Source organism: Gordonia sp. NPDC003504 (assembly GCF_053587995.1).
In genome coordinates, this window is sequence record NZ_JBSFPC010000001.1 from 234,230 (window position 1) to 258,421 (window position 24,192).

The window sequence follows — 24,192 nt, forward strand, 5'->3', positions numbered from 1 at the left end:
CTCTCATCACCCCCCGGGCTGTCCGTCTTTCCAGCAACGGGTCGCCGCGCTGGTGTAGAGCACATGGTTGATGTCGGGCAGCGGTACCACCGGCTGCGTGAGCAGGGTCGACTTGCCGTTGCCGGCCACCACGTCGATGCCGCACAGATAGAACTGGAACCACGATCCGAAGGTGGCCGCGCGCCCGATCTTCTGCAGCTTCACCGGCAGGTTGGTGAGCAACTGGTTGACGTCGTCGCTGCGGGCGTTGATCTGATCGGCCAGCGATTTCAGTCCGGCGATGTCACCCTGGATGGCCGGTCGCGACTGCGACAGGATCGACGCGGTCACCGTCGTCAGGTTGGACACCGACGCGATGGCCGATCCCACCGAACCACGTTGCGCCGCAAGGCCGGTCACCAACTGCTCGGTGTTGTCGAGCAGCGAGGTGAAGTTCTCGTCGTTCTTGTTCACCGTGTCGAGCACCTTGGTGAGGTTGACGATCAGATCACCGATCACCTTGTCGCGGTCGGCCAGCGAATTGGTCAGCGACGAGGTGGACGAGATGAGGCTGGAGATGTTGCCGCTCTCGCCCTGGAAGATCTTGATGATCTCGTCGGACAGGGTGTTCACGTCCTCCGCCGAGAGCTGCCGGAACAACGGCTTGAACCCGTTGAACAGTTCGGTGAGGTTCACCGCCGGATGCGTGTCGCGGACCTGCGGGTCGGTACCGAAGGTGAATCCGGGCGACACCGTGTCATCGGCGTCGCCGGCACCGCGCTCGAGCGCCAGATACCGCAGACCGGTCAGGTTGCGGTACCGGATGTAGAGCTGGGTTCCGGCCGGCAACGAGCGGTTGACGTTGAACTTGACCATGGCCTTGTTCTGGTCGTACACCGCCACATCGGTGACCTGGCCGACGCGCACACCGGCGATGCGCACGTCGTCGCCCTTGTTGAGCAGGGCGGCGTCGGTGAAGACGGCGTTGTACTTGCTGTCGCCGTCACCGCCGGCATTGGCGATGGTCAGCGCCAGCAGGCTGGTGGCGACGACGGTGACGACCGCGAAGGTGATCAGTTTGATCAGCGGTCCCACGAGAGACTTCACTGGATGTGCACCTCCGCACCGGCCAGCGCCGAGCCACCGAGCATAGCGACCCAGGTCGGCACGTCCGCCGGACGGGTGCCGGTGGCGCTGCCGTAGATGAGCTTGAGCTGGGTACGGAAATCCGGGTCGTCGAAGGCCGACTGATGGATGACGCCCACCGGGGTGGTGGTGAACTGCGGTTGCGGCAGCGTCGGCACGTTACGGGGACCCGCATTCCGGGACGGCGGCTGGTAGGAGCCGTCGGCCAGTCCGCCGCCGGGGTACTGCGGGAACGGACGGCCATTGGTCGCCGGTTCGTAGCAGACCGCGGGCGGATCGGTGTCGAAGAACCGCGGCTCGTCCTGGTTGGGCAGATATCGGCCACGCGGATTCACGAACTGCAGGTTCACACGCACACCCGGATTGTCGGTGTCGGCACCGACGATCTTGCGGGACTCCGGGACCAGCGTCGCGAAGTTGTGGAATGTGCAGACGAACGTCGGTGACTGCTTGGCCAGGCCGGTCAGCAACTGCTCCGAGTCGACGAAGAGGTCCACCACGTTGTTGCCGTTGCGCTGCAGCCAGCCGGTGGTGTCGGTGGCGGCGACGCCGAGGGTGGCGATCAACGTACGCAGGTCACCCTGGCGTTCGACGATGGTGTTCGACGTGGTCCGGAAACTGTCGAGCGCGTCGATGACGTCGGGTAGCGCCTCGGAGTAGGTCTGCGAGAAGGATGCGAGTCCCTGGATCGTGCCCTCCAGCGCCGGGAGATTCCGGTTGATCCCGGCGAACACGGTGTTGAGGTCTTCGACGGTGGCGCCGAGCTTCTCGCCACGCCCCGCGAGCGCCTGCGACAGCGAGGTCAGGGTGACGTTGAGGTCCTGCGGCGGGATCGCGTCGAGCACCGGCAACAGTTTGTCGAACAGATCCTGCAGTTCCTTGGCGTTGCCGGAGGAGTCGGTCTCGATCGTGTCGCCGTTGGTCAGCGTCGGACCGCCGGTCGTCGTCGGCACCTGCAGGTCCACATACCGCTCACCGAACAGCGTCTTGGGCAGGATGCGCGCGGTGGTGGTGGCCGGGATCTGATCGGCCAAGTCCGGTTTCAGGCCCAGCTCCACGTTGACGCTGCCGTCGGCTGCGGGGTCGACCGAACGCACCTCGCCGACGACCACGCCGCGTGCCTTGACGTCGGCGTTGGCCGGCAGGGCGTTGCCGACCGCGTCGGTCTTGAGGGTCACCGTGGTGAAGTCGGTGAACGTCTTGTTGAACTTCATGATCGTCACGGTGAAGAACAGTGCGACCACGATCAGGAATGCGATGCCGAGAAGACGGCGGCGCAGCGTCGCCATCTCGGCTAACCCCCCACTCTGACGGTCGTCGTGGTTCCCCAGATCGCCAGACCGAGGAAGAAGTCGAGCACCGCGATCAACACCAGTGCGGCACGCACGGCGTGTCCGACGGCCACACCCACACCGGCGGGGCCACCGCTGGCGTAGTAGCCGTAGTAGCAGTGCACCAGGATGATCACGAACGCGAAGATCAGGACCTTACCGAAGGACCACAGCACGTCCGCGGGCGGTAGGAACAGATTGAAGTAGTGGTCATAGGAGCCACCGGACTGCCCGTTGAACACCGTCGTGATGACGCGGGAGGCCAGATACGCCGACAGCAGGCCCAGCACATAGAGCGGGATGACGGCGATGAACCCGGCGATCACCCGGCTCGACACCAGGAACGGGATCGACGGCACCGCCATCGATTCCAGCGCGTCGATCTCCTCGGAGATGCGCATGGCGCCGAGCTGCGCGGTGAAACCGCAGCCGACCGTCGCCGACAACGCCAGGGCCGCCACCAGCGGCGCCACCTCGCGGGTGTTGACGTACGCCGAGAGGAATCCGGTGAGTGCCTGCGACCCGATCTGGTCGAGGGCCGCATAGCCCTGCAGGCCGACGACGACGCCGGTGAACCCCGACATCAGCACCATCACGCCGACGGTGCCGCCGATGACGGCGAGTCCACCGGAGCCGAAGGCCACCTCGGCCAGCAGCCGCAGCACCTCACGGGTGTAATGCACCAGCGTTCGCGGGATCCACACCAGGGTGCGGCCGTAGAAGGACATCTGGTCGCCGGCGCCGTCGAGGATCTTCAGCGGTTTACCCGCGATCTTCTTGGCCTCGTAGAGATAGTACTCCGGGCGGCTCTTGGCGATGGTCACGCCGCTGTTGGCCACTGCTAGCTCCCCTTCGGCGGGACGATCTGCAGGTAGACCGCCGTGATGATCAGGTTGGCGAGGAACAGCAGCAGGAACGTGATGACGACGCTCTGGTTGACCGCGTCACCGACGCCCTTCGGACCACCCTTCGGGTTGAGTCCCTTGTAGGCGGCGATGACACCGGCGATGACACCGAAGATCGCGGCCTTGACCGTCGAGATCCACAGGTCGGGGAGCTGCGCCAACGCACCGAACGAAGCGAGGTAGGCGCCGGGCGTACCACCCTGGACGACGACGTTGAAGAAGTAGCCACCGCCGATGCCGACGACCGCGACCAGACCGTTGAGCAGGATCGCCACCAGCACCATGGCCAGCACCCGCGGCACCACCAGGCGCTGGATCGGGTTGATGCCCAGCACCTCCATCGCGTCGATCTCCTCACGGATGGTTCGCGAGCCCAGGTCGGCGGCAACCGCCGACCCGGCCGCACCGGCCACCAGCAGTGAGGTCACCAGCGGCGATCCCTGCTGGATCACCACGAGCACGCTGGCGGCGCCGGTGTACGACTCGGCGCCGAGCTGCTTGATCAACGACCCGGTCTGCAGCGACACGATCGCGCCGAACGGGATCGCGATGAGCGCCGTCGGCAGGATCGTCACGCTGGCGATGAACCAGGCCTGCTGGATGAATTCCCGGAACTGGAAGGGCCGGACGAAGGTCTGGCGCGCGACATCCACGAACAGCTGAACGATGTTGCCCGTCTGGGCCAGAGCACTCGTTCCGGCTGCGGCGATCTTGTCCGCGCCACGCGTGGTGGCATTGGCCATTCTCTGTTAACTCCGCCCGCCGCCGTGTTTCGGCGTCTTGGTGGTGTCGACCTGTTGGGTCGCCTGCTCCGCTGGCGGCACGTCCCACTGCTGGGTGGGAGCGTCGTTGCCGCCGAAGTCGTAGGTGTCGGTCTCGTCACCGGGGTATTGCTGTGCGAAGTTCTGTTCCTCGCGCTGATAAACGTCGGTCGGGGCGTCGGCGACGGCGACACCGCCGGCCGCGGGCGTCCATTCGCCGCCGGAACCCTGCGCGGCGCCCTGTCCCTGTCCCTGTTCGCGGGCGTGGGCGTCGTTGGCGGCGCGGACATCGTCCTCCTTGGCCATCGATTCGCGGATCGCGCGTTGGGCGTTCTCCGGCAGCGACGGCAGCAGTTCGAGCACCCGCTCACGATGACGGGCCACCGCCTTGCGTTCGGGCATACCGGGATTGGGCTGCACCTGCGGGATGATCTCGGAGAAGTCGTCCTTGGTACCGCCGCCGCCGATACCGGCCGCCTGCATGGCCTCTTCCTGCTTCTGGACCGCCTCGTCCTTCTCCTCGGACATGCCGATCGGACCGAAGCGGTCACCGGAAAGGAACTGCTTGACCACCGGCTGGTCCGAGGTGAGCAACTGCTCACGCGGACCGAACATCACCAGCTCCTTACGGAAGAGCATGCCGATGTTGTCCGGGATGGTGCGGGCGATGTTGATGTTGTGCGTCACGATCAGGATCGTCGCGTCGATCTGGGAGTTGATGTCGATCAGCAACTGCGAGATGTAGGCGGTACGCACCGGGTCCAGACCCGAGTCCGGCTCGTCGCACAGGATGATCTGCGGGTCCAGCACCAGCGCGCGGGCCAGGCCGGCACGCTTGCGCATACCACCGGAGATCTCACCGGGCAGCTTGTCCTCGGCACCGGCCAGACCGACCAGGTCGATCTTCTCCATCACGATGTCGCGGACCTCGTTCTCCTTCTTCTTCGTGTGCTCACGAAGCGGGAACGCGATGTTGTCGAACAGGCTCATCGAACCGAACAGCGCACCGTCCTGGAACAGCACACCGAACAGCTTGCGGATCTCATACAGCTCTTTGGCCGAACACTGGGTGATGTCGGTGCCGTCGATGATCACCGACCCCTGCTCGGGATGCAGCAGACCGATCAACGTCTTCAGAAACACCGACTTACCGGTACCCGACGGCCCCAGCAACGCACTGACCTCGCCTTCCGGCAAGGTCAACGTCACATCACGCCAAATGTTCTGAGAACCGAACGACTTCGTGAGTCCCTCGACACTGACCTCAACACCCACTGCATTCCTCCAGACGATCACTGCCCCCAGTGACACTTCGTGCGAAGTGACACTCGCCGGCGACATTTGTGGTTGGGGTCACTCTAACGGACTGACAGTTCACGACCCACCACACTGTTGTCGAACCCTCTCCAGCGCGGAACGTGAGGGAATCTACCGCTCGGTAACTTATCCCTCGGGCACTGACATTAGCGGATCGAATCGGATCCGGAAAGTGGGCCCGGTTCCATCTGTGGCGGCGACGTGAGCCGCGCCTCTCTCGTGCCCGATCCCTCCCAGATCTCCCGGACCCGGGCGAACGGCAGCCACCAGGAGATCACCAGAACGAGGAGCAGCCAGATCAACGACGAGTTGCCGTAGATGTTCTCCCACCATCCCCAGCGCAGTTCGTTGAGCTGTGCGCTCGGCAGGAACAACGACGGGCCGGGCAGTTGCGCCACCAGACCCAGCACGCCGAGCGTGATGAACACCCACGCGACGGTTTTCGACGAGACCCCGGCAATGGTCGGCGGGGCATCGGGTAGCGGCTCGTCGTTCTGCGGCTCCCGCAGCGCTCGCAAGGCCCGTACGCCGACGACGAGGAACACCAGGATGTACACGCTGGTCAGCACCCAGTGGTGAATCCAGGCGGCCGGGGTGGCCAGCAACGCCACCGCCCAGGCGGCCAGGAAACACAGTTCGTACTCGCGGCGCTTGGCCAGATGCCACGCGAGCACCAGACAGTAGAGCCCCGCGATCGCACACAGCGGCAGCCACCAGTGCGAACGTTGGCTGTCCGACATCCCCATCCGGGCCAGCACGCCGGCGATGCCCTGGTTGTAGACGAAGGCCAGCCCGCCGATGCGGTCCGGGTCGAACACCGTCGACGTCCAGTACTTCAGCGAATCCGACGGGACGATCGCCCACGCGATGCCGGTCGCGACGACGAATCCCACCCCGACGTTGATCGCGGCCCGCCACTGCCGACGCGCGATGAAGTAGATGATGACGACCGCGGGGGTCATCTTGATCGCCGCGGCGATGCCGACGAGGAGTCCGCGGTAGGGCTCGGCCCAGGCGGGTCGCCGATCCCACAGGGTGTCGGCGATGACGAGGCCGGCCAGGATCAGGTTGATCTGTCCCAGATCCAGCGTGATCCGAACCGGCTCGAGCTCGTAGGCGATACCCGTCAGCAGCAGCGTCCAGCCGATCGGGAGGTCACCGCACCCGACGCGGCGCAGCAGCACCCGGATCAGCCAGAACGTCAACAGGCACCCGATGACGAGGAAGATCACCGACAGCACCCGCACCGGCAGCCAACTCATCGGCACGAAGGCCAGCGCCGCGAACGGCGGATAGGTGAACGGCAGGATGGAATCGTTGGCCTGCGGCATCGGCCCGTCGTACAGGTGCTGCCCGTGGAAGAGGAACTGGCCGCCGTACCGATAGATCTGCAGATCGACCGGCGGTCCCCAGAACTTGGTGGGTCCCAGATGCACCAGCCACGGCTGTCCGAACACCCGGCACACCCCGAGGAACAGGACGACGGCCCCGATGATGTTGATGGCCGTGAACGCCCGACGGGGCAGCACTGCAGTCACGCGCGGAAATACTAGTCGGCGAGGGTGCGACGCCGGTTCGCCGGTTCCCTCGGCCGCGTCAGGCCGTTGTCGTTGACAGCGCCCGCCACGACGTTGACAGCGCCCTGTTCGTCGTTGACAGCGCTCACCCCGTCGTTGACAGCGCCCTGTTCGTCGTTGACGGCGCCCTGGTCGTCGTTGACGGCGCCCTGTTCGTCGTTGACGGCGCCCGCCTACTCACCGACGGCGCTCAGTTCGACGCCGACGGCGTCCTCAGACAGCACGAAACCCGGGACAGACTCGCTGTCCCGGGTTTCGCGGGTATGTGTCAGGCACGCGCGTAAGCGCGGTGACCCACAGGCGCCGAAGCGCCGGGAATCACTTGACGGAGACCTTGGCGCCGGCCTCTTCGAGCTTGGCCTTGGCAGCCTCGGCGGCGTCCTTGTCGACCTTCTCCAGGATCGCCTTCGGAGCACCCTCGACGAGGTCCTTGGCTTCCTTCAGGCCCAGGCCCGAGACAACCTCGCGCACGACCTTGATGACCTGGATCTTCTTGTCGCCGGCAGCCTCGAGGACGACGTCGAACTCGTCCTGCTCGGCAGCAGCCTCGGCGGCACCGCCGGCAGCCGGAGCACCGGCAGCCGCAACGGCGACCGGAGCAGCCGCGGTGACCTCGAAGACCTCTTCGAACTTCTTCACGAAATCGCTGAGCTCCAGCAGGGTCAGTTCCTTGAACTGATCGATGAGCTCGTCAGCGGTGAGCTTCGCCATGGTGGCGTCCTTCCTGTCTGTCCCCGGTTCGGGGGTAAGTCATCCCGACCGGGATGGGGTGTGTCTCCCGCGGAGCGGGAATGGTTCTTGCAGTGGCGAGTGGGGTATTACTCGCCGGCTTCTTGCTGCTGCTTCTCCTGCAGGGCCGCGGCGAGGCGCGCCACCTGCGATGCCGGCTGGTTGAACAGGCCGGCAGCCTTTGCCAAGTTGCCCTTCATGGCACCGGCGAGCTTGGCCAACAGGACCTCACGGGTCTCAAGGTCGGCGATCTGTTCGATCTCGGCCACGGACAGCGCACGGCCGTCCATGAACCCGCCCTTGATGACGAGAGCCTTGTTGTCCTTGGCGAACGTCTTGATCGCCTTCGCGGCCACCACCGGCTCGCCTTCGATGAAGGCGATCGCGGTCGGACCGGTGAACAGCTCGTCGAGCCCTTCCACGCCCGCCTTCTCGGCGGCACGCTTCACCAGGGTGTTCTTGGCGACGGAGTAGGTTGCACCCTCACCGAGGGAACGACGCAGTGCGGTGATCTGGCTGACGGACAGGCCACGGTACTCCGTGACGACTGCAGCCGTGGCGCCCTCGAACTGCTCGGCGATCTCTGCAACTGCAGAAACCTTGTCGGACTTGGCCATACTTCGCCTCCTTCCTCATCACTCGAGTTGAGTTTGGTCAGGGTTCAAGGCAGAGGACCGAGGTCGGGATGACCCGAGAGACGACAAACGCCCCGGCACACAGAAAGGCACGGGGCGTCACACTCAGAAGCTCGCCACAGGGGCGTGATCTTCGGTTGTTCCTCGTTCTCCCTGCGTGGGCCGCCGACTTTCGTCGTCCTTCGATCGGGATCACTCCCGATGACCAACGGTCTCTGGTTGAACCGATACGACGCGGCATTGCGCGTCACACCGAGGAATAACGGTACCGGAGCAGGGGTCGACAACCAAATCCGTGGGCGCAGGCTCCCACCGGAGTTCCGGCGCGAACCTTCCCGCGCAACCATTCACTTCCCGCGTTGCGAGATGAGTGCGCGGGAAGCAAATGAGTGCGCGGGACCGGGCACCAGGCCGCCCGAGCCGTCATCCATCCGACCAGCCCACCTGTCCAACTGGACGGTTTTGCCCCCAAACGCCAAGCTGTGACCTGGCCTTTTACCTCCGTGACACAAATGCGTCCGACCTGGTTGCCTATCCGATACCTGCCATGCACTATCGTCGGCGGTCGGAAGTGATGTGCGACACAAAGTGTAAGAGCAGTCTCACTCGCTTCCGCGGACACGAGGGGGTGTGCGAGGCGGCGTCCACGCCGTCGGGCATCCCAGGCAGGGTGAAGCGCCATGACGTACCAGCTGGACACCAGTTCGATTCCCCGTGCGACGCCGCAGCGCGCGACGCCGGTCGGTGCCCCACACTTCGGCACACTGCCCCTCGGCGATCCCACCGGCGGCGCCGACGGGATCCGCTGGCGCGAGGCCGTCGACGGCGAGCAGACCTACCCGCGCGTGGTCATCGACCGCGACGTCGCGATCACCATGAGCGACGGCACCCGCCTGCGCGCCACCGTCGTTCGCCCCGCCAACCGCTTCGGCCAGACCGTCCTGACCCCCTATCCGGCCGTCGTCAACATCAACCCGTACAACCGGGCGGCGGTCGACCTCATCGACACCACCACCCACGCCCCGGCACTGGGCAAGGCGCTGCGGTCGGCGTCGGCGTCCATCGACGCCACCGGCACCGCCGCGGCCGGACTGACCCGGCTCACCGGCACCCTCGCCGGCGGCATCCTCGACGTCTTCGGCATCAACCGCTCCCTGGTACAGAGCGGATACGTGCAGGTGATCGTCGACGTCCGCGGCACCGGCGCCAGCGAGGGCAAGTGGCAGATCCTCGGCCAACGCGAACAGCAGGACTCCGTCGAGGTCATCTCCTGGGCCGCCGAACAGGACTGGTGCAACGGCAAAGTCGGATTGGCCGGCTGGTCGTATTCGGCGATCAACTCGCTACAGGCCGCCGACAAACGTCCCGCCGAACTCGGCGCCGTCTTCGCCGTCGAGGGCTGCGACGACATCGTCCGCGACATCTACATCACCGGTGGCATGCCGTCGGCGTTCATCCCGCTGTGGTTGTCGGTGGTCAACATCCTCAAGTGGGTACCCAATCCGTCGACCACCCTGCGTGACGTCCTCCGTGGCGATTCGCTGAAGTTGCTGCGCGATCGCATCGCCTCGCCGGCAACCGAAATCCCCTCTCTGCTCTGGGGATTCCTCACCGCGCGCGACGACCGCATCTTCGACGACCCCTACTTCGACGAACGAGACCCCCAGGTCGACCGCATCGACGCCCCGACATTCACCGTCGGCGGCTGGCACGACCTGTTCGGGCGCAGCGCCACCGGCATCTACGAGCGGATGACCCTCGAACCCGGCCGCAAGCAGATGCTGGTCGGCGACGGCTACCACTTCGACGTCGGCACCGGCCAGGGCGGCGCATCGGCCCCGCCGCGGCTCGACGTCCTCGAACGCGCCTGGTTCGACCGGTGGCTCAAGGGCCACCGCAACGGCATCGAGTTCTACGGCCCGGTCACCATGCTGCAGCAGGGCGGATCCTGGACCGCCGGAACCGCTTTCCCGCGCACCGGGGTACGACCGGTGAAGCTCTTCCTCACCGAGGAGCCGACCGACACGGCCACCCACGCCGTCCACGACGGCTCGTTGAGTTCATCTCCCGCACACGGCGTTTCGTCGCTGCACGTACACCCGGACCTGCGCGGACTGGTCTCACGCGACATGACGCAGGTGACCGCGGGCGCGTCGATGGTGTTCGGTGACCGCTTCACCCTCGACGCCCGCTTCCAGGAACGCGGCGGCCTGTCGTTCACGAGCGCACCGGTCACCGAGGCCACCCAGGTCAGCGGTGCGATGAACCTGCGCCTCAACGTCGCCACCACCGCCCACGAGGCGATCTGGGCGGTCACCGTCAATGATGTTGCGCCCGACGGCACTTCGACGGTCCTCACCAACGGCGCACTGTCATCGTCGAACCGCGCACTGGACCGCTCGAAGTCCACCTACGCCTCCGACGGCAGCCTGCTCGGCGCCCACCACTTCCTGTCCCGCAAGCGCAAGCTGCCCGTACCCGCCGACGAACCGGTCCGCATCGACGTCGACCTCGTGCCCACCGACGCCGTCCTGCAGCCCGGGCACCGCCTGCGCGTCGACGTCTACGCGGCCAGTTTCCCCCGGTATCTGACGGTGGTCCCCGACCTCATCAAGGCCCGCGGCCGGCAGCAACGCCTCGTCCTCGATCCGGACAAGCCGAGCTACCTCACGTTCTGCGCGGGCGGCACCTGGTAGCCCCTCGAGCGGGCGCGGTTCCGTTGACAGCGCCCTGAAATCCGTTGACAGCGCTCACTGCAACCCGACACCCCCAGCCCACGGATCCGGACCCGGCCACCTACCCCACGAACCGCTCCGCAAAGCGGGTCAGCAGATCCGGTCCGATCCCGCACGCCGCCAGGTATCCCGCCGTGTCACCGTGTGTCGCGGCCATCGCCGCATCCGCCGACCGCAGGTAGTCGACGTGCACTCCGAGGTAATCGACGGGAATCGATTCGGCATCCGGATGTCGGCGAATCACCATCTGCCGCAGGTGATCCACCGCGTCGTTGCTGCGGAGATAGTCGGCGTGCACCGCCGTCTCCGGCACACCGGCGGCCCGCAGCACCGACGCCACCGCCCAGCCGGTGCGGTCCTTGCCGGCCGCGCAGTGCACCAGCACCGATCGTCCGTCGGCGATCGATTCGACGATCGCGAGGATCGCCGCCGACGCCCCGGAAAGGTTCGGGTAGGTGCGGTAGATGTCGGACATGTGGCCGCGCACCGCGTCGGCGGACATGCCACGTGCGGAGAAACTCGAACGGTCCACCGCGAACGGCAGCACCCGCCCGCGCACATGCCCGGGCAGCGCGTCGTAGCCCTCCGCGTCGCATTCGGCCGGCGCGCGCAGGTCGATCACCTCGTCGACGCCCAGCGCGGTCAACGCCGCCCGGCCGTCGTCGTCGAGGTCCCCCAGGTGCGCCGACCGCAGCAGCATCCCGGGCCGGACCGACCGGCCGTCGGCCGTCGGCAAACCCCCGACGTCACGCACATTGAACGAACCGGACAGCACGAGATCGTCGCCGGAGATCGGAAGCCCCATGCCGCCCACCGTAGCGGGCAGCTCGGGGACACCACACCCGGGACCGCAGATCACCCCACCCCGGAATCCGACAGGATCACCCGATAGACAAATCCCGCTTCCGGCCCGAGAACGGTACCGACCAACTCGGTGAGCGTCAGCACGAATCCGCGCCCGTGCGCCGGACCGTCGCCGTCGTCGAGGTGATGCGCAAGCTCATGCAACACCACCAATTCCCTTAGGGCCCAACGCCCTTCGCGGCTTTCCGGGATCGCGATCTCGGCAAGCGCCCAGCGGTACTCGGCGGCCCGATGGCCGCGGCGGGCGCGCACCGTGACCGGGACATCGGCCCGCGGGAAACGTTCCCGCACCGCAGGCATCGCCAGCACCCGGGCCACGTAGTCGCCGACCGCATCGGCCGACGAGAACCGCGCCTCGCTGGGCAGCGTCAGTTCGGTGCCGGCGATCTGCACGGTCCGCGACGTCCCGACCGACGCCTGCGCGGCCCGATCGAACATGCGCAACACCAGCCGTTCGGCCTCGTACAACTGCGAGCGCCCCACGTCACGCGGGCTCATCGGATCGGCTCCCCTGCGCTCACCTGCCCGATGGTATCGGCGCCACGCCGACACCTCGCACGTCGATGTCGCGCGCGACCACTACGATCTGCACAGCCACACCCGCGAAAGGAATCACCGATGGACCCCGTCCAGTCGCCGCCATTCCTCGAGCGCATGCGGCAACGCGGGCTCGCCCTGTACGACCGGGGACTGCAGGTGCCCGGCGCCCGTCTGATCCTGCGGATGATCGGCGACATCGCGACCAGCGGACTCACCGACCGCGCGATGACTCTCGCCGCCCAGGCCTTCACCTCGGTGCTGCCGTTCGCGATCCTGATGACGACGGTGCCGATCGGCCGCCGCTTTCTGGACAAGGCCTTCGAGGGCTTCGGGATGAACCCGGAGAACCTGGGCCTGCCGCCGGTGGACACCACGCAGCGGCTCGGCGCATTCGGCTGGTTCGGCGCACTCATGGTGATCGCCGGCGCCACCTCCCTCTCGCGCGCACTGGGCCGCATGTACCTGTCCGCCTGGCAGGTCGAGAAACTCAACTGGCGCGGCTGGTGGCGCTGGGTGGCGGTGCTGTTTCTCATCCCCGCCGCCGTCGTCGCGCAGGGGCTGATCACACCGGTACACGAGTTCAGCCTGATCGGACGCACCTGGTACGGCTTCGGGGTGACCGGACTGATCCTCGAGATCATCGGCACCGTCATCATCTGGTCGGTGCTATGGACGGTCATCCCCCGTCTGCTCGTCTCGACGCAGGTGCCGATGCGCCTCCTGGCGGTCAACGGTGTCCTCACCTCGATCTTCATCACCATCTACCTCATCGGCAGCCGCGTCGTGCTGCCCCGCACGATGCCGGAAACCACCCGCCACTACGGGACGCTCGGTGTGGTGTTCGTGACCATCAGCTGGTTGTTCTTCTACACGTGCATCCTGGTGGCCTCGGCCACCATCATGAACACCATCGTCACCGACGACGGTTTCCTGGGCCGTCACCTCTCCCGCTTCACCGGCCGGCCGACCCCCTTCCCCCCTGCGGCTAGCATCGCGTTCGGGGTCCGTCCCGCCACGTCCACCGATGCGGGCGACGGTCCCCGCCACGATCCGGTACCACAGGCGGAGCCGACGACGCACCGCGAGAAGGAGACGGGAGCCGACGATGACGCCCACCACGCATCCGAGAAGAATGAGGCGCGCCGCGACGGCCGCGGTCCTCGTCGCCCTCGCCGCGATCCCGACGGCCTGCGCGGCGACGGAGAACACCGTTGAGGACGCCACGTCGTATTCCACCTCGGTGAGCAACGCCCCGGCGCCGGGCACCCTGGACACCCTCGCCGACGACGTCGCGGCCGCCGGGCTCCCGGTCACCGGGCGTCACACCGGTTCGGCGCAGGACTGCTCCGACGCCGGTTGCGGCGGCATCCTGATCACCGATCAGTTCACCCTGATGCAGTTCGAGAGCACCGGCCGCGCCGAGCTCTACGCGGGTGAGCACACCGACGCCTTCCAACTCCTCAATGTGGTCGTCACCTTCCCCGCGTCGGTGAGCGACGAGCAGCAGACCCGCTACGAGGACGCCATCGAGCACGCCCTGAACTGACCGGGACCCGATTCGCCACGCCCCGAACCGGCCCACGGCGCGTCACGACCCGAGTTGCCCACGCGGCGCACCGAATTGGGGGTCGGCGCCGATCTTGGCCCGACGACCGGCCCGGTCACCGGCCTGCCGCGCCCCCGCCGAATAACCCGCCGACGCACTCGTCGGCCGCCAGGTGCCGCGTGCGGTGGATTCCGACCGGTAGAAGTCGGTCACCTCGATCTCCTTGTTACGCAACACCACCGCCGTCGACGACGCCGAACCCGCCACCTCCGGATCGTCCCCGGCGATCGCCTCGGAACGCTGCTCGTCGCGCGCCACGGCCAGTCGCTTACCGATCCGTTCGGCGAACGCCGACTGGAAGTTCAGCCGGGCAGTAATGGGCGCCAACGGTTTTCGCTCCACCACCCGCCGCGCCCGCCACCCGCTTCCCCGTCGGACGATCCGCGCCGACTCCTCGTCGCGATACTCCCCCGACCGCAGGTAGGCGTCGCTGGCCGCCACCATCTGCACCAGCAGGGAGGTGTAGAGCGCCTCGCACATGTCGATGTCGGCGGCGTAGCCGTAGGCCAGCACGAACGTCGAGTTCCCCGCGACGTCGACGGTCACATCGTTGGCGCGCGCGATGGCGACGAACAGTTGCACGTAGGTTTTCAGGCCCCGTTTGCCCGGCTCCCCGATGGCGATCTGCCGTGACACCGGGGTGGCCTTCGCCCGGGCGGCCGGATCGTGCGCCCGCGCCACCGCCAGGTCGATCGAGGCCGCGGTGGCCAATCGTTGGGCGGCGGCCATGAAGGTCTCCGCCTCGTGCGGGTTGTCGGTGTTCTCCGCCTGGCGCAGCAGTCCGGCGATCCGGGTGAGCAACTTGTCATCGCGCATACCGATCAGACTATTTCGGTGGGCGCCGGGTTCCACGCCGAGGCGACGTCATCCACACCCCGACGACATTGTCCACAAACCCTGAGACGAACCCGCCGGGTCTACAACCCGAACTTCGCCTGCATCGCCCGTAGCGTCTCCGCCGATTTCATCAGCCCCTCGCGCTCGCTCTCGGACATGGCGATCTCCAGCCGCATCTGGGCGCCGGCCCGGTCGACGATCGTGGGCAGCGACAGACACACATCCTCGAGTCCCTCGAAGCCCGAGGCCACCGTCGACACCGGCAGCACGCGGTGCTCGTCCTTGAGGACCGCCTCGACGATGCGGGTGGCCGCCAGGCCGATCGCATAGTTGGTGGCGCCCTTGCCCTCGATGATCTTGTACGCGGCGTGCACCACCTCGTGGTGGATCTCCGCGCGCACCTTCTCGTCCATCGCGTCGTAGCCGGGCAGTGGCTGCCAATCGGTCAGCGGCACACCACCGATAGATGCCGAACTCCACAGCGGGATCTCGGAGTCGCCGTGCTCACCGGCGATGTAGGCGTGCACATTCTGCACCGCCACCCCGGCATGCTGGGCGATGAGGAAGCGCAGCCGCGACGAGTCGAGTACGGTACCCGACCCGAACAGCTGATTACGCGGCAGTCCACTGTATTTCAGCGCCGCATAGGTGACGATGTCGACGGGATTGGTCACCATGATGTAGATCGCATTGGGGGCCACCTCGATCAGGCCCGGCATGATCTTCTGGGTGAGTCCGATTGTCGCCTCGGCGAGTTCGAGTCGCGACTGTCCGGGCTTCTGCTTGGCGCCGGCGGTGAACACCACCACGTCGGCGTCGGCGCACACCGAGATGTCGGCGCCGCCGATGATGTCGGTGCGCGGCACGAACTCCAGTCCGTGCGACATGTCGAGGACCTCGGCGGTCACCTTCGGTTCGTTGATGTCCATCAACGCGATCGTGCGCGCGACGCCCCGGATCAGCGACGCGTACGCCACGGCGGTTCCGACCGCGCCGGCCCCGATGATCGCCAGCTTCGTCCCTCGTGTGTCCATCACTACCTCCACGCTCGCTCGGCCCCTCCTCCAGTCCTATCGCATCCGCCTTGCCGACGCCGCACATCGGCGGTTGTTGTCACCCAAGCTTCACGCTGCCGAACGGGAGTTCCCTTTTCTCCCGGGGTGCCCAGAGGGATGACCGGCGATCCTGACCTTCCGGACAGTTTCCCACTCTCCTGCTGGACTGATCATCTGTGTATGTGTTCAGGTGTTCTTGTGGGAAGTGTGACGACGGCTACATGCTCGAAGAGTCACCCCGTACCGACACAGGAGATTGAGGATTCATGGCCATCGAGCTGAATCAGATCTGGGACTTCCCCATCAAGGACTTCCACCCCTTCCCCAACGCCAAGCTCGGCGTCGGCGCCCACGACATGCTCGGTGTCGAGGCCAAGAATCTCGGCATGACCCGCGTGTTGCTGATGACCACCGGCCTGCGCGGCTCGGGCATCATCGAAGAACTCAAGGGCAAGATCGAATACCAGGGCGTCGACGTCGTCCTCTACGACAAGGTCGAGTCCAACCCCAAGGACTACAACTGCATGGACGCCGCCGCGCTCTACCAGAGCGAGAAGTGCGACGGCATCATCTCCGTCGGTGGCGGTTCGAGCCACGACGCCGCCAAGGGCGCCCGCATGGTGATCGCCCACGACGGCCGCAACATCAACGAGTTCGAGGGCTTCTCCAAGGCCACCAACAAGGAGAACCCCAAGCACATCGCGGTCTCGACGACGGCCGGCACCGGCTCGGAAACCTCCTGGGCCTACGTCATCACCGACACCTCCGACATGAACAAGCCGCACAAGTGGGTGGCCTTCGACGACACCTGCCTCGTCGACCTCGCGATGGACGACCCGCTGCTGTACTACAGCTGCCCCGAGCACTTCACCGCCTTCTGCGGCTTCGACGTGCTGGCCCACGCCTCCGAGCCCTACGTCTCGCGCCTGGACTTCGCCCCGTCGCTCGGCAACGCGAAGTACTCCATCGAGCTGATCCGCGATCACCTGCGCACCGCGGTGTACGAGCCCCGCAACCTCGAGGCCCGCACCGGCATGATGCACGCCCAGTACATCGCCGCACAGGCCTTCAACTCCGGCGGCCTCGGACTCATTCACTCACTGTCCCATGCGGTTTCGGCGTTCTACGACAGCCACCACGGCCTCAACAACGCCATCGCCCTGCCGCGCGTGTGGGAGTACAACCTGCCCAGCCGCTACGAGCGCTACGCCGACATCGCCAAGCTGCTCGGCGTCGACACCACCAACATGACCACCGTGCAGGCCGCCGACGCCGCGGTCGAGGAGGCCATCCGACTGTCCAAGGACCTCGGCATCCCGGACAACTTCGGTCAGCTCAGCGTCAACAGCTACGAGAAGAACCGGATGAACACCGGCAAGTACGAGGGCCGCGGCGACACCATGGACACCTCCGACAAGCAGATCCGCGCCATCGCCGAGCACATGATGGACGACTGGTGCACGCCGGGCAACCCGCGCGAATGCACCGTCGAGTCGCTCATCCCGATGGTCACCCACGCGATGACCGGCAGCTACTGAGGTAGTTCGCCGCGCTCGGCCGGTCGAGCCGCCCCCTCTCGCCGGCCGAGCGCACTACCTGCCGAACGAGCCCGACCTCTCGCCGGTCGAGCACACTGCCCGCCGAACGAGCCCGACCTCTCGCCGGTCGAGTAGCCTCGACCGAGCGACGCGAGGCCGCGGCATATCGAGACCCCCGGGAGCCTGAGCAACTCCCGGGACACGTGGATCGGTCCGGGTGAGGTCACTGACCTGACCCTTCACCCGGATCGATCCACACCTTTCCTCCCCCAACACTTTTGATCTCCATACCCTGGTGATCACCGCACCGTCGCGAAGAGGAGCCATGTCGGAACCCTCGGCCCTGCCCGGCCCGTCCACCGAATTCGAGCGCGTCGACGACGTCGTCGACGCGCTGGCCGGTCAGGGGTACCTCATCGACGCCGACCTCGCCGTGGTCGTCCACCTGGCCACCCTGCTCGACCGGCCGCTGCTACTCGAGGGGCCGGCCGGCGTCGGCAAGACCGAATTGGCCAAAGCCCTTGCCGCAGCGTCGGGTCGGGAGTTGATCCGCCTGCAATGCTACGAGGGTCTCGACGAATCACGCGCCCTCTACGAATGGGATTACGCACGCCAACTCCTGCATGTGCAGATGCTGCGTGACCGCATCGGCGCCGAGTTGGCCGAACAACCCAGCCTGGCGGCGGCGTCGGCGGCGCTGGCCCGCACCGAGGTCGGGCTCTACACCGAGGATTTCCTCGTCGCCCGCCCGCTGCTCGCCGCGATCCGCTCGGCCACGCCGACGGTCCTGCTCGTCGACGAGGTCGACCGCACCGACGAGGCGATGGAGGCGGTGATGCTCGAGGTGCTCGCCGAACGGCAGGTCACCGTCCCCGAACTCGGCACCTTCACCGCACGCTCCGCACCGTGGGTCATCCTGACCTCCAACGATACTCGTGAACTGTCCCCCGCCCTCAAACGCCGCTGCCTGCATTTCCAGGTGGCCTATCCCGACGCCGTGCGGGAATGCCGGATCGTCGGCATCCGCGCCCCCGAGGTGGAGGAGTCGGTCATCACCGAGATCGTCGACCTCGCCCGCCGCCTACGCGACCTGCCGCTGCGCAAGAGCCCGTCCATCGCCGAGGTCATCGACGCCGCCCGCGCCGCGTCGTTCCTCTCCGAGACCCGGGACGCCGACGGCGCCGTCCTCGACCGCGCGCTGTTGTCTCTGCTGGTCAAGTTCGGCAGCGATCTCGATCTCGCGCGCCGCGAACTCCACACCCCCACCGCGGCAACGTCATCGGGCTCGGCACCGATCGGCACCGACGGGTCGGGTCCGGCGGGTTCGGTGACCGCCACCACCTTCGGCGCCGGACGCGCCCGCAGTTCGGCCCGGCGCTGAGTCTCGAGGTCGGCGACAATGGCGTCCCCACACCATCATTCATCCCTCGAGCCGACGCGGGAGAACACCGTCGACCGCCTGGCCGTCCTGTTCGGCCGGGTCCTGCGCCGCTTCGGGGTGAACGTGTCCCCCGCGGAGGTCATCGAGATCCGGCGGGTCATCGGCATCATCGGCGGCGCCGACCCGCACCGGTTGCGGGCCGGCCTGCGTTCGGTGAGCGTCAAGTACGACTACGAGACCGCTGGTTTCGAGTACGCCTTCGACGTCTTCTTCGGCGGCGTAGACCTTACCGACGACGACGAGCCTCTGCCCCGGCCTCGCGGCGCGGCCGCCGATCTACCCGACGACATCGTGTGGGACGAGGATTTCACCGGCGCCGCACGACGGATCGGTGCCGACGAACACACCGACGAGATCGGTGATCTGATGGTCGACGACCCCGACGCCGCCGAACGCCGCGGCGAGAGTGCACACCGCGAGGAGAACGACTTCACCGTGTCGGCGGGCACCGAGGAACTCGGCGTCGATCAGAATGCCGGGTCGGTGGCCGGCGGCGTCACCTTCACCATCGACGTCGACGAGGCCGACTCCTCGACCGTCGGCGAACTCGTCGGCACCGCCACCCGCGTCCACGGCACCCCGCTCGGAATCGACGGTGCGGCAGCCATTCTCGCCGCGCTCGACGCCTACGACGCCCGGCGCGCCTACGGCACCGACGGCGCCGAGGGCCTCGACGACCGCGAACGGGCCGAACTGGAGCGCGCCCTCGAGGCATTCGTGGAAGCGCTCTCACAGCGTCTCGGCGAGGCCACGGCGGCCGATTCCGACGATCCAGACGACCGCCGCGTCACCTCCGACCAGGCCGACATCGACCGCGCCTGCCATCGCCTGATCCAGCGGATGCGCGGCGCGCCACTGCGCACCGTCCGACACACCGATCGGGGTGGCCTCGACATGCGTCGCACCATGCGTTCGGCCGTCGCCACCGACGGTGTACCCCTGGAACTCTGGCGCCGCACCACCCGCCCCGGCCCGGTCCGCCTGCTGCTGCTCGTCGACGTGTCACTGTCGGTGCGGCCGGTCGCCGGCTTCCTGCTCCGCCTCGCGCAGACACTGCATCGGCACGGCGACCGCTGCGAGGTGATCGCCTTCGTCGACGACCCGATCCGCGTCACCGACGAACTCCGACGCAGCGACGGCGAGTCCGCCCTCACCTCGGTCCTCGCCGCCGACGGGCTCGACCTCGCCGCAACCAGCGACTACGGCACCATGCTGACGCATCTGTTGGCCCGCCACGGCGATCTCATCGGTCCCCGCACCTCGGTGGTGGTCGCCGGGGATGCCCGCAGCAATGGCTTCGACCCGCGCGTCGACCAGTTCGCCGAGTTGGCCCGCCGCGTGCACCGCGTCGCCTGGATCACCCCGGAGCCGCGCCGATACTGGAACCAAACCGGTTGTGCCCTCGCCGATTACCTCGAGTACTGCGACGCCTTCGTCAGTGCCCGCGACGGCGCCGAGCTCGTCGAGCACGTCGACGAACTCGCCGCGGCCCTGCGCTGATCGCGCCCTCGTCACCACTGACAGCGCTCTCTCCCACGTTGACCGCGCTCTCCCCCACATTGACAGCGCTCTCCCCCACGTTGACAGCGCTCTCCCCCACGTTGACAGCGCTCTCTCCTGCGTTGACAGCGCTCTCTCCTGCGTTGACAGCGCTCACCACACCACTGACAGCGCTCAGCTCAATGCTTCTCGCAGGCGATCCCGTCCTTGTCACGGTCGCGGGCCGTGTTCGCCTTGTAGACGTCGTCGTTGACGGTGAAGTTCGTGACCGGTGTGCCCGACGTCGAGTCGACCGCACCGGCCTTGCCGACTCCATGTGGGTAGTCGGCGTTGAGAGCGGCACAGTTGGCGTACGTCGTCGCCGCGTCGGCCGGGACCGCCACCGCGAACGGCGCGGCCACCACCGTAGATGCTCCGACACACATCATCATCCGTAAGCGACGCACCACCAACAACCACCTTCACATCGATCGATAAAGTCCGGTCGGCGATTACGCCCGGCACTCCTGCCGGACCACCAAAGGGTTCGAAGCCACAGGCACCTGACAGGAGGGCCGGGACAACCGTGCCGCCGCGACCGCGCATATCCGGCACATCGGACACCACCCAGCACCCGGGGTCAACGCGGTCTATGTTTCGGACAGAGCAGTGTCGCTCGCCGAACCACCGAAGAACGCGAAGGACACGTCATGCCCGAGGGCCACGAACAATACTCCGACGACGAGGCCCACCTCGCCCGCCTCGGCTACACCCAGGAACTCCACCGATCATGGTCGGGCTTCTCCAACTTCGCGATCTCCTTCTCCATCATCTCGATCCTCGCGGGCTGCTTCACCTCGTTCGGGCTCGGCTGGAACAACGGCGGCCCGGCCGCCATCGCCTGGGGCTGGCCGATCGTGTCGATCTTCATCCTGCTCATCGGCCTCTGCATGGCCGAGCTGGTGTCGGCATACCCGACGTCGGGTGGAATCTATTGGTGGGCCTCGAAACTGGGTGGCGCCAAGGCAGGCTTCTACACCGGCTGGCTGAACCTGATCGGCCTCGTCGCCATCCTCGCATCAGTGGCCTACGGCGCAGCCACCTTCCTCGATCTCACCCTCGGCACCTTCAGCCAGTCCTGGCTCGACGGCTACAGCCTGACCCGGGTGTTCATCATCTTCCTGATCATCCTGGCCGTCGCCGCCCTGATCAACATCTTCTCCGGGCACCTGCTGTCGGCGATCAACAACATCTCCGTCTGGTGGCACGTGATCGGTGCTGCCGCAGTCATTCTCATCCTCTTCCTCATCCCCGATCAGCACGCGTCGTTCTCCGACGTGTTCGCCAAGACCATCAACAATTCCGGGATCTTCGGTAGCGAGACCTCCCCCGCCGGGTTCATCCTGTACGTGCTGCCGATCTCGGCGATCCTCACCCAGTACACGATCACCGGCTACGACGCGTCCGCGCATCTCTCCGAGGAGACCAAGGGTGCCGCCGGAGCCGCCGCCAAGGGCATCTGGCGGTCCATCGCCTACTCGGCCATCGGCGGCTGGATTCTGTTGCTGAGTTTCCTTTTCGCCGTACAGGATTCCGACGCCGTATCGGCGTCGGGCGGTGCGGTCGCCACCATCTTCAGCCAGGCACTGAGCTCCAAGTGGGCCGGACTGGTGCTGCTGATCTCGACCGCCGGGCAGTTGTTCTGCACCGCCGCCTGCCAGACCAGCGCGTCGCGAATGATGTTCGCGTTCAGCCGCGATGGCGCCGTTCCCGGCCACAAACTGTGGTCGCAGGTGCGCGCCAACGGCATGCCCGCCAACGCCGTCATGATCACCGCGGCCGTCGCGGCCATCATCACGCTGCCCGCCCTCGTCCCCGTCGACATCAACGGGGCACCCGTGCCGGTGGCCTTCTTCGCGGTCGTCTCGATCGGCGTCGTCGGTCTCTACCTGTGCTTCGCGGTGCCGATCTTCTTCCGTTGGAAGGCCGGTGACGACTTCGAGGCCGGTTCCTGGACTCTGGGTTCCAAGTACAAGTGGATCGCCCCGCTGGCCCTGATCGAGATCGCACTCACCTCGATCATCGCCCTGTTCCCGACCTCCCTCGGCGGCATGCCCTGGGATCCGGGTTTCGCCTGGAAGTACGTCAACTACACCCCGCTGCTCGTCGGCGGCGCATTGATCCTGCTGTACGTGTATTGGCATGTGTCGGTGAAGAAGTGGTTCACCGGACCGATCAAGCAGGTGGAGGCGCAACCCGAGACGGTGTGATGCGTCAACCGCTCCCGGCACCCCGGGCGTCGCTGTTAGCCTTGCCCCAACCGTCGCATCCGCGGCGCGCTGGGAGAGGACAACGATGTCACTTCACGAGGTCGAGTTCACCTCACACAACGGGCGCGACACCATCTTCGGCTGGATCTACGTGCCGGTGCGCCCACCGGTCGGGATCATCCATCTCATCCACGGCCTCGGTGAGCATTCGCGGCGCTACCTGCCGCTGATCACCAAGCTCCTCGACGCCGGCTTCGTGGTGGCCGCCGACGATCACGCCGGCCACGGCAAGACCGCGATGACCACCGGCATCTGGGGCGACGCCGGCGACAACGCCGACGAGGTGGTCCTCGCCGACGAACGCACCCTCGCCGCCCGGGTCCGCGAGCAGTTCCCCGACCTGCCGTATGTCATCTTCGGACACTCGTGGGGTTCGATGATCGCCCGAGGCCTCGTCGCCGGCGGCAGTGACGGCGTCGCCGGCCTCATCCTGTGCGGCATCGCCGCGCAGATGCACGGCATCGAGAGCCTCGTCGACCGCACCGCCCTTGCCGCCGAACCGGATCCGGAATCCCCGGTCGGCGAGGCGTATCTCGGCGCGCTGTTCGACGGTTTCGTCTCCCGCTACGGCGAGAATCCGGGTCCGACCGATTGGGTTGCCCGCAACGCCGACGTCGTCCGCGATCACGCCACCGATCCGTTCAACAATTTCGGCGCCCCGATGTCGGTGCGTTTCATCCGCGGCTTCGTCGACCTCTACGACACCGCCAACGGCGACGGCTTCTACGCCGGCGCTCGCCCCGACCTGCCGGTGCTGATCCTCGCCGGCGACGCCGACCCGGTGACCAACTACGGCGAAGGCGCCTATCACGTCGCCAACCGCCTCATCGGCACCGGCCACCCCGACGTGCGCACCCGTGTCTACACCGGTTTCCGCCACGAGGTGCACAACGAACCCGAGATCCGCGACGACGTCGCCGGCGAGATCATCGCGTTCGCACAGCGATGCGTCGCCGAGTAATTCGTCGCCTACCCCGACCTACCACATATAACCGGGACCGCTCAGCCGACTCACGTCAATAATTGTCGCGAGCAGGCGTATTCATCCCGGTTATATCGGCTCCCGCAGCATGATCGGTGATGCGACGCGCTACGCCGCACAGATGCACGGCATCGAAGCCCTCGTCGACCGCACCCGCCCCCGCCTCTACGACACAGCCAACGGCGCCGGCCTCTACGCCGACGCTCACACCGCCACCAACCAGATATAACCGGGACCGCTCAGCCGACTCACGTCAATAATTGTCGCGAGTAGGCGTATTCATCCCGGTTATATCGGCTTCCCCCAGCATCATCGGCGATGCGATGCGATATGACACCCCCACCAACACCGAAGCCCCCGACCACCATTGGTGATCGGGGGCATCGAAGCTGTTGCGCTACAAGC

General features: G+C 66.7%; 22 protein-coding genes. 9 read left to right on the plus strand and 13 right to left on the minus strand.

From position 1 onward, the window contains the following. Window positions 1-6: 6 nt before the first annotated feature. The 8 genes from ACWDPV_RS01075 to rplJ all read right to left on the minus strand — a co-directional run bounded on the left by ACWDPV_RS01075 (window position 7) and on the right by rplJ (window position 8,362). Complete coding sequence (locus ACWDPV_RS01075; protein ID WP_449741419.1) at window positions 7-1,086, minus strand: MCE family protein; 1,080 nt, start codon at window positions 1,084-1,086, stop codon at window positions 7-9. Then, window positions 1,083-2,414 carry an MCE family protein gene (locus ACWDPV_RS01080; protein WP_449741420.1) on the minus strand — a complete coding sequence of 444 codons (1,332 nt, stop codon included), beginning with the start codon at window positions 2,412-2,414 and terminating at the stop codon, window positions 1,083-1,085. The genes ACWDPV_RS01075 and ACWDPV_RS01080 overlap by 4 nt, the downstream gene beginning before the upstream one ends. 5 nt (window positions 2,415-2,419) lie before the next feature. Then, window positions 2,420-3,295, minus strand: coding sequence for an MlaE family ABC transporter permease (locus ACWDPV_RS01085; RefSeq protein WP_348804927.1), 876 nt, complete (start codon window positions 3,293-3,295; stop codon window positions 2,420-2,422). Between the two features lie 2 nt (window positions 3,296-3,297). Then, window positions 3,298-4,104, minus strand: coding sequence for an MlaE family ABC transporter permease (locus tag ACWDPV_RS01090; RefSeq protein WP_449741421.1), 807 nt, complete (start codon window positions 4,102-4,104; stop codon window positions 3,298-3,300). A gap of 6 nt (window positions 4,105-4,110) precedes the next feature. Then, window positions 4,111-5,397 (minus strand): ABC transporter ATP-binding protein, encoded by a 1,287-nt coding sequence (locus ACWDPV_RS01095; protein WP_449741422.1) that lies wholly within the window; start codon window positions 5,395-5,397, stop codon window positions 4,111-4,113. Window positions 5,398-5,585: 188 nt separating this feature from the next. Beyond that, window positions 5,586-6,977, minus strand: coding sequence for a glycosyltransferase 87 family protein (locus tag ACWDPV_RS01100; protein WP_449741423.1), 1,392 nt, complete (start codon window positions 6,975-6,977; stop codon window positions 5,586-5,588). 357 nt (window positions 6,978-7,334) lie between these two features. Then, a complete protein-coding gene (gene rplL, locus ACWDPV_RS01105) occupies window positions 7,335-7,727 on the minus strand; it encodes a 50S ribosomal protein L7/L12 (RefSeq protein WP_348804931.1) in 393 nt (130 codons plus the stop codon). Window positions 7,728-7,834: 107 nt separating this feature from the next. After that, complete coding sequence (rplJ, locus tag ACWDPV_RS01110) at window positions 7,835-8,362, minus strand: 50S ribosomal protein L10 (protein WP_449741424.1); 528 nt, start codon at window positions 8,360-8,362, stop codon at window positions 7,835-7,837. A gap of 698 nt (window positions 8,363-9,060) precedes the next feature. Here rplJ and ACWDPV_RS01115 point away from each other — a divergent pair. After that, a complete protein-coding gene (locus ACWDPV_RS01115) occupies window positions 9,061-11,076 on the plus strand; it encodes a CocE/NonD family hydrolase (RefSeq protein WP_449741425.1) in 2,016 nt (671 codons plus the stop codon). Between the two features lie 100 nt (window positions 11,077-11,176). On the opposite strand, the gene ACWDPV_RS01120 is transcribed toward ACWDPV_RS01115, so the two are convergent. Together ACWDPV_RS01120 and ACWDPV_RS01125 are read right to left on the minus strand one after the other, a co-directional pair. After that, complete coding sequence (locus tag ACWDPV_RS01120; RefSeq protein ID WP_449741426.1) at window positions 11,177-11,920, minus strand: tyrosine-protein phosphatase; 744 nt, start codon at window positions 11,918-11,920, stop codon at window positions 11,177-11,179. 50 nt (window positions 11,921-11,970) lie between these two features. After that, on the minus strand, window positions 11,971-12,477 hold the full coding sequence (locus ACWDPV_RS01125) for a TIGR04338 family metallohydrolase (protein ID WP_449741427.1): 507 nt from the start codon (window positions 12,475-12,477) through the stop codon (window positions 11,971-11,973). Window positions 12,478-12,597: 120 nt separating this feature from the next. Here ACWDPV_RS01125 and ACWDPV_RS01130 point away from each other — a divergent pair, with 120 nt between their 5' ends. Further along, window positions 12,598-13,734 (plus strand): hypothetical protein, encoded by a 1,137-nt coding sequence (locus tag ACWDPV_RS01130; protein ID WP_348804936.1) that lies wholly within the window; start codon window positions 12,598-12,600, stop codon window positions 13,732-13,734. Between the two features lie 25 nt (window positions 13,735-13,759). Next, window positions 13,760-14,065, plus strand: a complete 306-nt coding sequence (locus ACWDPV_RS01135) for a hypothetical protein (RefSeq protein WP_348804937.1) — start codon at window positions 13,760-13,762, stop codon at window positions 14,063-14,065. A 42-nt stretch (window positions 14,066-14,107) separates the two neighbouring features. Here ACWDPV_RS01135 and ACWDPV_RS01140 read toward each other — a convergent pair whose 3' ends face one another. After that, window positions 14,108-14,941 (minus strand): DUF2786 domain-containing protein, encoded by an 834-nt coding sequence (locus ACWDPV_RS01140; protein ID WP_348804938.1) that lies wholly within the window; start codon window positions 14,939-14,941, stop codon window positions 14,108-14,110. 101 nt (window positions 14,942-15,042) lie between these two features. Continuing rightward, window positions 15,043-15,996 carry an L-lactate dehydrogenase gene (locus tag ACWDPV_RS01145; protein ID WP_348804939.1) on the minus strand — a complete coding sequence of 318 codons (954 nt, stop codon included), beginning with the start codon at window positions 15,994-15,996 and terminating at the stop codon, window positions 15,043-15,045. A gap of 287 nt (window positions 15,997-16,283) precedes the next feature. On the opposite strand from ACWDPV_RS01145, the gene mdo reads away from it, so the two are divergent. The 3 genes from mdo to madC all read left to right on the plus strand — a co-directional run bounded on the left by mdo (window position 16,284) and on the right by madC (window position 20,496). Further along, window positions 16,284-17,555: an NDMA-dependent methanol dehydrogenase gene (gene mdo / locus ACWDPV_RS01150; RefSeq protein WP_348804940.1), complete on the plus strand. Its 1,272-nt coding sequence runs from the start codon at window positions 16,284-16,286 to the stop codon at window positions 17,553-17,555. 325 nt (window positions 17,556-17,880) lie between these two features. Continuing rightward, window positions 17,881-18,936 carry a MadB family AAA-type ATPase gene (locus ACWDPV_RS01155; protein ID WP_449741428.1) on the plus strand — a complete coding sequence of 352 codons (1,056 nt, stop codon included), beginning with the start codon at window positions 17,881-17,883 and terminating at the stop codon, window positions 18,934-18,936. 18 nt (window positions 18,937-18,954) lie between these two features. Continuing rightward, window positions 18,955-20,496: a MadC family VWA domain-containing protein gene (gene madC, locus ACWDPV_RS01160; RefSeq protein ID WP_449741429.1), complete on the plus strand. Its 1,542-nt coding sequence runs from the start codon at window positions 18,955-18,957 to the stop codon at window positions 20,494-20,496. A gap of 179 nt (window positions 20,497-20,675) precedes the next feature. Here madC and ACWDPV_RS01165 read toward each other — a convergent pair whose 3' ends face one another. Further along, window positions 20,676-20,927: an excalibur calcium-binding domain-containing protein gene (locus ACWDPV_RS01165; protein WP_348805119.1), complete on the minus strand. Its 252-nt coding sequence runs from the start codon at window positions 20,925-20,927 to the stop codon at window positions 20,676-20,678. Window positions 20,928-21,185: 258 nt separating this feature from the next. Here ACWDPV_RS01165 and ACWDPV_RS01170 point away from each other — a divergent pair, with 258 nt between their 5' ends. The 3 genes from ACWDPV_RS01170 to ACWDPV_RS01180 all read left to right on the plus strand — a co-directional run bounded on the left by ACWDPV_RS01170 (window position 21,186) and on the right by ACWDPV_RS01180 (window position 24,016). After that, complete coding sequence (locus ACWDPV_RS01170; RefSeq protein ID WP_348804943.1) at window positions 21,186-22,745, plus strand: amino acid permease; 1,560 nt, start codon at window positions 21,186-21,188, stop codon at window positions 22,743-22,745. A gap of 85 nt (window positions 22,746-22,830) precedes the next feature. Next, a complete protein-coding gene (locus ACWDPV_RS01175) occupies window positions 22,831-23,766 on the plus strand; it encodes an alpha/beta hydrolase (RefSeq protein WP_348804944.1) in 936 nt (311 codons plus the stop codon). 109 nt (window positions 23,767-23,875) lie between these two features. Continuing rightward, window positions 23,876-24,016, plus strand: coding sequence for a hypothetical protein (locus tag ACWDPV_RS01180; RefSeq protein WP_348804945.1), 141 nt, complete (start codon window positions 23,876-23,878; stop codon window positions 24,014-24,016). Window positions 24,017-24,192 lie beyond the last annotated feature (176 nt).